This window comes from Kitasatospora sp. NPDC059747 (assembly GCF_042732955.1).
Lineage (GTDB): Bacteria > Actinomycetota > Actinomycetes > Streptomycetales > Streptomycetaceae > Kitasatospora.
In genome coordinates, this window is record NZ_JBHWGV010000002.1 from 43,116 (window position 1) to 50,507 (window position 7,392).

Below are 7,392 nucleotides of genomic sequence, written 5' to 3' on the forward strand. Positions count from 1 at the left end.
GTGGGAAGTCGATCACGCCGACTTCCCACTCCGAGGCCTCCCGCCGCCCCGCGCCCACGTGGGATGATCACCGGCATGCGGGGGAGGACACCGAGGCAGCGGGTGCACCGGCGACGCCTGCGGTGGTGGCAGCGGCGGAGCCACGGCACGTGGTGGACGATCGGCCTCACGGCCGTGCTGGGCGTCGGCATGCTGGCCTCCGTCGTCCGGATGGAACGGCAGTACGTCTCCCTCGAACGGCACGGCGTGCACACCACCGCCACCATCGCCGAGATGCGCACGGAGAAGCGCTCCACCGGCTACCTGATCCACTTCGCCCCGGCCCCGCGGGCCCCGGCCGACATCTGGACGAGGACCGTCAGCGGCGGGGTCGGCGGCACGGTCGCCGTGGTCTACGACCCGGCCGACCCCGGCCAGGTGATGGGCACCGACACCCTCGGCTGGGCGGAACTGCTCGTACCCGGGCTCCTCGGCACCGGCGGCGCGTTCTGCCTGGTCGTCATGTGGGCTGCGGCGCACGACCGTTCGGACCAGTGCCACCGTTGCAGGGGCTGATCGGCGAGCCCTTCCGTCTGTCCGAAAGTCGTCGGCACCCCGGGCCGCAGGCGCGTGCGGTCATGCCCTGGTCAGCCGCCCCCGTTAGTCTGCCCACCGCACCGCACCGTGCGGTGCCGAGGAGGGGGGACCCATGTCCATCAAGGCCTTGGCCGCGGCGCGCACCTGCGTCGCACTGGCCGCCGCCGGAGCGGTCCTGGCGTTGACGAGCGGCGCCGCGGAGGCGGCCGGGCCGGTGTCCGGAGCGGAGGCGGTGATCGCGGTCGGCAACGAGGTGGCCGCCCCGGTGGTGAGCCCGGACGGCGCGACCGCGTACGTCGTGACCGCGACCGCGCAGGGTGGCCTCGTCCTGAAGACCGTCGACACCCGCACCGGCGCCACCGCCGGCGGGCTCGCGCTCGGGCCCAACCGCTGGATGGTGTTCACCGCGCTCAGCGCGGACGGCTCCAGGCTGTACGTGCTCGACTACCTCACCCTGAGCGTGATCGACGTCCGGTCGATGTCCCTGCTCGGCACGACCGTGCTCCCCGACCAGCCGCGCCCGTCCGGCGGGAGCGTCGGCTGGCCCGCCGGGATCGCGCTGAGCCCGGACGGGGCCACCCTGTACGTGTCGCAGTCCGGCGCGCAGACGGTCGGCCACCTCGGGAACGGCCGCGTGCTCTCCTTCGCCACCGCGCAGCGGGCGTTCACGTCGGCCGTCGAGTACCCCGCCTCGATCCCCGGCAACGTGGTCGTCCGCCCCGGCGGACACGACCTGTACGTCGGCAGCGAGGCGGGCGTCGTCCACCTCGACCTCACCGGCGCCGCGCCGGCCGTGACGCGCGTCGTCCCGGGCACCGCCGCGGGCCACGACTCGCAGCTGGCCTTCAGCCCGGACGGCACCCGCCTGTTCGCCGTCAACGGCGCCAACGGCGGCGCGGGCGACGAGATCGACCCGGTCACGGACACCGTCACCGCCCGATACACGCTCACCACCACCAGCGTCGACTTCCGCTACCCGCAGGTGAGTCCGGACGGCACGCGGCTCTACGTCGTCGACGACACCATCGAGGGCGCAGGCCCGTCGGTGTACGTCCTCGACACGACGACCGACACGGTCGCCCAGGGCGAGGCCCAGGCGCTCAACGAGGAACGCGTCAACGGCTTCGCGGTCGGCCCGGACGGGCACACGCTGTACGCCGGCGGGACGGTCGCCTCGACGGCGAGCCTGCAGATCGTCGCGCTGCAGTAGGGCTCGCCCAGGTGTGGGGCTGTCGGCCGGGCGCGCTATGTTGCGTCGCATGACAGCCGCTCACATGCCCATCGCCGAGTTCCTCGACGGGGACGAGGTCGTCGCGGGGGAGCACCTCGCCGGCGACCTCGCCTTCTGGTTCGCCCACTTCGTGATCTCCTTCGGCGTGGAGGACGAGACGGCCGTGGAGTACGGGGTCGACGCGGACGCCCACGAGGCGATGATCGCGCGCCTCGGCGACGCCGAGGCACCCGGCACCGCGCTGCGCGTGCCCTTCGACGGCGGGCACTCGGCGTACGTCGTCTGGCAGAACTGGGAGGACGAGAGCACCGTCGACTACCTCGTCCACCACCCCGCGTGGGGCCGCCTCGGCTTCCTCGCCCAGGACGGCCCGCACGGCTCCGGCCCCGGCCTGTCCTGGCCGGAGCTGGTGAAGCTGGCCGGCAGCGCGCAGGACGGCGCCGACGGCCTGGCCGACCCGGCCCGCCGCCTCCTGCTCCTGCTCCCGGCCCTCGGCGACGCGGAGACTCCGGCCGAGGCGCGGGGCGTCGTGGCGAACGCACTCGCCGACGTGGGGTTCCCGGCCGAGGCGGTGGACGAACTGGCCGGCCACCTACTGGGCGACCCGGGCAGCGCCCACCAGCCGGCGTGGAGCGTCCGCGAGGGCAGCCCGATCCCGGTCTGCTCGTCCGACTACAGCCCGCGCCGGGTCCCGCTGGCCCTCGGCATCACGCCCGAGCAGGCCAAGGCCCTGGCGGCCGCGCTGGGTTGTTGATCTTCCGCGTTTCGGGCGAAAGTCCGCCGGCGCCGGTCTGCATCCGAACGTCGGGCAGGTAGACATGCCCGGCATGGAGCGAAGCACGAGAGGGCGGTTCCCGGCGTTCGCCTTGGCCGCACTGCTGGTGATCGGGCCGGCCGGTCCGGCCACCGCGACGCCCGACGGGTCCCGGGTGGCGCGCGGCGTGACGTACCGCCTGCTGGAGGTGCCGACGGGCCGTGGGCCCGCCCGGCTCCACGTGGTGACCGTCGACCTCGACCGGCCGGGGGTGTCGGTCGGCCTGCTGTACCCAGGCGCGGTGGCCGCGCGGGAGCCGCTCACCCGGCTGGCCGGGGAGCGCGGCGCGGTGGCGGCCGTGAACGGCGACTTCTTCAACATCAGCGAGGAACAGCACCCTGGCGTCCCGGCCACCGGCGCGCCGGTCGGCCCGGAGGTGGCGCAGGGCCGGCCGCTCACGGGGGCCGTACCCACCGCGCAGCGCTTCGGCTGGATGCTGCCGCCGGGCGGGACGGTCGAGGACGTCCTGGCGGGCGGCTTCGACGGCCGCCTCCGGCTCGGGCGTCTCCACCTGCGCGGCACGGTGGACAGCCCGCGGGGGACGGTCCCGCTGCGCGGCCTGAACCAGTACGCCATCGCGGAGGACGGCATCGGCGCCTTCACCCCCGAGTGGGGCGACACCTCCCGCGCCCGCGCCGTCTGCGGCACGGACCTCCACCGCGCCGCGCCGTGCAGCAGCGAGACGTACGAGGTGACCGTGCGGCACGGCCGGGTGGTCTCCGAGCAGCCGGAGCCGGGCAGCGGCCGGGTGCCCGACGACGCGGTGGTCCTGCTCGGCCGCGAGGCCGGCGCCCGCCACCTGCGCGGCCTGCGGGAGGGCGACCGGGTCCGGGTCGACTACCGCCTGGCCGACCGGGACGGCCTCCCGCCGCGCTGGGCCCTCGGCGCCTCGCCGATCCTGCTCGACGGCCGACCGCTCACCGGACAGGACGCGAGCCGGCGCGAACCACGCGCCGCAGCCGCCCTGACCGGGGGCGGCCACACCCTGCTGCTGGTCGCCACGGACGGCCGCAGCGACGACGCCCCGGGCCTGACGATGCGTGAACTGGCCGACACCCTCAAGGACCTGGGCGCCACCACCGCCGTCCAGCTGGACGGCGGCAGCTCCGCCACGATGGTCACCCGAGACCCGTCCACCGGCCGCCCCGCGGTGCGCAACCAGTTGGACGGCGGCGAGCGCCCGATTGCGAACGGCATCGGCGTCTTCGTGCGGTGACCCGGCCGGTCACTCCGCCGTGGGCAGGAGGTACACACGTAGGCGGCGGCGAGAAAGGTCGTAGAAGAAAAAAGTGTTATCCGCCGGGCCGCACGGGGTCTCCGAGGCGTGGGACCGAACGCGGCCCGCGCCGCGGCTGGAGGGTCTGCGGCGAGGGTGCGGGGATTTGCAAGATGGGGCTGCCCCGAACGCGTCCGGTCCCACCGTGCGGACGGTTCTCCCCTTCCGACCCGCACGCCCCGGCGGTCCGTTCGCATCCCCCCACACAAGCAACGGACCGCCGGGCCCGACGTGACCGTCGACCGGGCCGGCGTCCGTTCAGGAGGGCTCGGCCTCGCCGAGGCGTTCGCGTACTCGGCGGATGCGGGCCCGGGCGCGCTCCTCGGCGTCGGTGCCCTTGTGGACGCGCCACTCCAGTACGCCGATCACGTCCTTGCCGAGGGGGAGGTCGGGCGACTTCCTCCACCTCTTGGGGCGGTGGCGGTGCAGCTCACGATCGATCGTGTCCGTACCCGCTTCCTCGGTCGCGTCGGTCCCGGTGGACGCGGCCAGGGCCAGGTGCTCACGGCGTCGGTTGGCGCTGTTGACCGCCCGCTTGTTCCTGCGGATGTTCCTGCGTGAACTCTTGTCGTTCTCGCCGTAGTTGTTGCGTCCGTCCTTGAGGTAGCTCAGCAGCTTCTTCTGCTGAGGCGACTTGCGCTCCATGACCGGCCCCCGTTCGTCCGCCGTCCGCCCACCGTTCCGGTCAGGCTAGTCGGGCCGGTCGGCCGGGGGCCAACGGATTGCCGGTGCCCGCGACCTGCGCGTCCTGTCCGTCCGTATTCCCACTACGCGCGTCGAACTGCGGGAACCTCTTCCGGTCCGGTTCACGTCATGGTCATCGGAGAGCTTGCAACCGGCAGTCGGGGGGAGTGGTCGTTGATGGACATCAAGGCGCGCGTGGGGAGTATGGGCAACCGGTCGCGGGTGACCCTCGCGGTAGGGGCCGTCGCCGTGGTGGCGGCGGCCTGGGCGGTTCCGACGGTGACCGGGTCGCTCCACTCCCCTCAGCAGAACGTCGCCCGGGAGCAGGGCGGCGGCGCCACCACCGACGGCCACAACAGTGACGGCAGCGCCCAGGGCGGCGACGGCGGTACGCAGCAGCAGAGCGGGATATCCGACGGCATAGCCCACGCCTCCGAGGCGGGCGGCAACGCCGTCAACATCACCATCGACGACGGCCCCGACCCCGTGTGGACCCCGAAGGTCCTCGACGTGCTCAAGCGGCACGGCGTGAAGGCGACGTTCTGCATGATCGGACCGCAGGCCAAGGCCCACCCCGACCTGGTCAAGGAGGTGGTCGCGGCAGGCCACCGGCTGTGCGACCACACCGTGGACCACGACACCTCCATGGACAAGAAGCCCGTCGCGTACCAGCAGAAGGAGATCCTGGACGCGAAGAAGATGATCGAGGACGCCGCCGGCGGCGGTGCCCAGGTGCTGTACTACCGGGCCCCCGGCGGTGCGTTCACGCCCGACAGCCGGCGCATCGCCGCCGCGAACGGGATGCGTCCGCTCGGCTGGAACATCGACTCCAAGGACTTCGACAAGCCCGGCACCGCCGCCATCGTCGGCACGGTCAAGAAGGAGATCGGCAACGGTCCGACCCTCCTGTTCCACGACGGCGGCGGCGACCGCCAGCAGACCGTCGAGGCCCTCGACCAGGTGCTCACCTGGCTGAAGGCCCAGGGCCGCGCGACCGGCTTCCCGGTCCGGACGACCCCGTGACGCGCCGTCCGGCGGCGAACGGCTGACGGCCACCGGGGGGAGCGGGCGGAGGGGATCACCGGGCGGGGGCGACGGGACGAAAGGGGTGCGTCCTCCTTATTGACGCCCCGTCTAACCCGTCGGTAACTTCGAGGACATGCCAACGAAACCCCGTCCCACCGGGGGAGTTGAGCGAGCCGCAGTTCGTGCCGTCCCCACGCCACCCCCCGGGGTGCGGCACGATACCCCCCACCGAAGGAGCACCCCCATGCCGCTCCGTGCTGCCGCGTCCCGCGTGTCCGCCGTCGCCGTTGCCGCCGCCGCAGGGTTCGCCCTCGTCGCGGCCAGTCCGGCGGCCGCCGAGGGCCCGGTGAGCTACATAGCCCTCGGCGACAGTTACAGCGCCGCCTCCGGCAACTTCCCGCTCGACCCCACCGCACCGCTGCTGTGCGCCCGTTCGACGAAGAACTACGCGCACCTCATCGCCGCGCGCACCGGCGCCCGCCTCACGGACGTCAGCTGCGGCGGCGCCCAGACGAAGGACTTCGCCGGGGGCCAGTACCCGGGCGTCGCGCCCCAGCTCGCCGCCGTCGGCGCGAACACCGACGTCGTCACGCTGACGATCGGCGGCAACGACAACAGCACCTTCATCAGCTCGATCCTCGCCTGCGGCAGCCTCGGCGTGCTCACCGCCGGCTTCGGCAGCCCGTGCAAGGACGCGTACGGCGACAGCTTCAACCGGACGATCGACACCAAGACGGGCCCGGCCGTCGAGGCCGCGCTGCGCGCCGTGAAGAACAAGGCGCCGCACGCGCGCGTCGCGATCCTCGGCTACCCGTGGATCGTCCCGGCGACGGCGGACCCGTCCTGCTACCCGAAGATGCCGCTCGCCTCGGGCGACGTCCCGTACCTGCGCGACCTCCAGACCCACCTGAACCAGGCCGTCAAGAAGGCGGCTGCCGCGACCGGGGCCACCTACGTCGACATGAGCGCCGTGTCGAACGGCCACGACGCCTGCGCGCCGGTCGGCACGCGGTGGATCGAGCCGCTGTTCTTCAGCACGAGCCTCGCGCTCGTCCACCCCAACCCGCTGGGCGAGTCGAAGATGGCGGACCAGGCGATGGCCGCCCTCCACCTGGGCTGAGCGCCCCTGCGGCCGGGCGCCTCCACCGCCGGGCGCCTACGAGTGAGCGCCCACCACCAGCCACCGCGCCGGCAGCTCGATCGGGCTGCCGTCCGCGGCGGACTCCGTGAGGGACAGCGGCATGTCGCCGGATGCGAGGACGGCGAGCCCGGCGGCGCGGAAGAGTTCGGCGAAGGTCCCGTCGGCGACCTCGGCGGGCGCGAGCCCGTGCGCGAAGACGGGCCGCAGCTTCGGCGGCGGCCCCTCCGGGCGCTGGGCGAGGCCCATGAGGACGGGCTTCGCCGCCTCGGACAGCTCGACGACGAAGGCCCGGCCGCGCCGCCCGGCCAGCGTCGCGACGGCCTCGGCGACCGGTCGGCGGTCGGCCGGCTCGCTCTGGTGGATCACGCCGCGCACGTAGACGTTGGCATCGCCGAGGCGCTCGTGCAGGTCCTGGACCGCAGCGCCGTCCGTCGCGTCCAGCTGGGCGTACTCGGCGCGCCCGTCCGGGTCCTGGCGGCGGGCGAGGCCGACGGCGGAGGGGGAGAGGTCGAGCCCGAGGGCGCGCGGGAAGTGCCCGGCGAGGTAGCGGGTCTGGGTGCCGTTGCCGCAGCCGAGGTGGCGGGGGGGGGGCGGCCGCGCGGGCCGACCCCCACACCCGCCGCGCGCCCCCCCCCCGCCCCCCC

General features: G+C 74.0%; 8 protein-coding genes. 6 read left to right on the plus strand and 2 right to left on the minus strand.

The annotated features are described in order from the left end of the window. Window positions 1-75 precede the first annotated feature (75 nt). From ACFV4G_RS01290 to ACFV4G_RS01305, 4 genes are all read left to right on the plus strand, one after another. Window positions 76-555, plus strand: a complete 480-nt coding sequence (locus tag ACFV4G_RS01290) for a hypothetical protein (RefSeq protein WP_380435344.1) — start codon at window positions 76-78, stop codon at window positions 553-555. A gap of 133 nt (window positions 556-688) precedes the next feature. After that, window positions 689-1,786, plus strand: coding sequence for a hypothetical protein (locus ACFV4G_RS01295; RefSeq protein ID WP_380435345.1), 1,098 nt, complete (start codon window positions 689-691; stop codon window positions 1,784-1,786). 49 nt (window positions 1,787-1,835) lie between these two features. After that, the gene (locus tag ACFV4G_RS01300; protein WP_380435346.1) at window positions 1,836-2,561 is read left to right on the plus strand and encodes a hypothetical protein; all 726 of its coding nucleotides are present in this window, start codon (window positions 1,836-1,838) and stop codon (window positions 2,559-2,561) included. A gap of 73 nt (window positions 2,562-2,634) precedes the next feature. Next, on the plus strand, window positions 2,635-3,837 hold the full coding sequence (locus ACFV4G_RS01305; RefSeq protein ID WP_380435347.1) for a phosphodiester glycosidase family protein: 1,203 nt from the start codon (window positions 2,635-2,637) through the stop codon (window positions 3,835-3,837). Between the two features lie 318 nt (window positions 3,838-4,155). Here the strand turns inward: ACFV4G_RS01305 and ACFV4G_RS01310 are convergent, their stop codons facing one another. Next, window positions 4,156-4,542 carry a hypothetical protein gene (locus ACFV4G_RS01310; RefSeq protein WP_380435348.1) on the minus strand — a complete coding sequence of 129 codons (387 nt, stop codon included), beginning with the start codon at window positions 4,540-4,542 and terminating at the stop codon, window positions 4,156-4,158. A 216-nt stretch (window positions 4,543-4,758) separates the two neighbouring features. Here ACFV4G_RS01310 and ACFV4G_RS01315 point away from each other — a divergent pair, with 216 nt between their 5' ends. Both ACFV4G_RS01315 and ACFV4G_RS01320 read left to right on the plus strand, forming a co-directional pair. Next, window positions 4,759-5,604 carry a polysaccharide deacetylase family protein gene (locus tag ACFV4G_RS01315; RefSeq protein WP_380435349.1) on the plus strand — a complete coding sequence of 282 codons (846 nt, stop codon included), beginning with the start codon at window positions 4,759-4,761 and terminating at the stop codon, window positions 5,602-5,604. A gap of 247 nt (window positions 5,605-5,851) precedes the next feature. After that, on the plus strand, window positions 5,852-6,727 hold the full coding sequence (locus ACFV4G_RS01320) for an SGNH/GDSL hydrolase family protein (RefSeq protein WP_380435350.1): 876 nt from the start codon (window positions 5,852-5,854) through the stop codon (window positions 6,725-6,727). A 36-nt stretch (window positions 6,728-6,763) separates the two neighbouring features. Here ACFV4G_RS01320 and ACFV4G_RS01325 read toward each other — a convergent pair. Continuing rightward, window positions 6,764-7,392: methyltransferase domain-containing protein (locus ACFV4G_RS01325; RefSeq protein ID WP_380435351.1), on the minus strand; the 629-nt coding region annotated here is incomplete at its 5' end.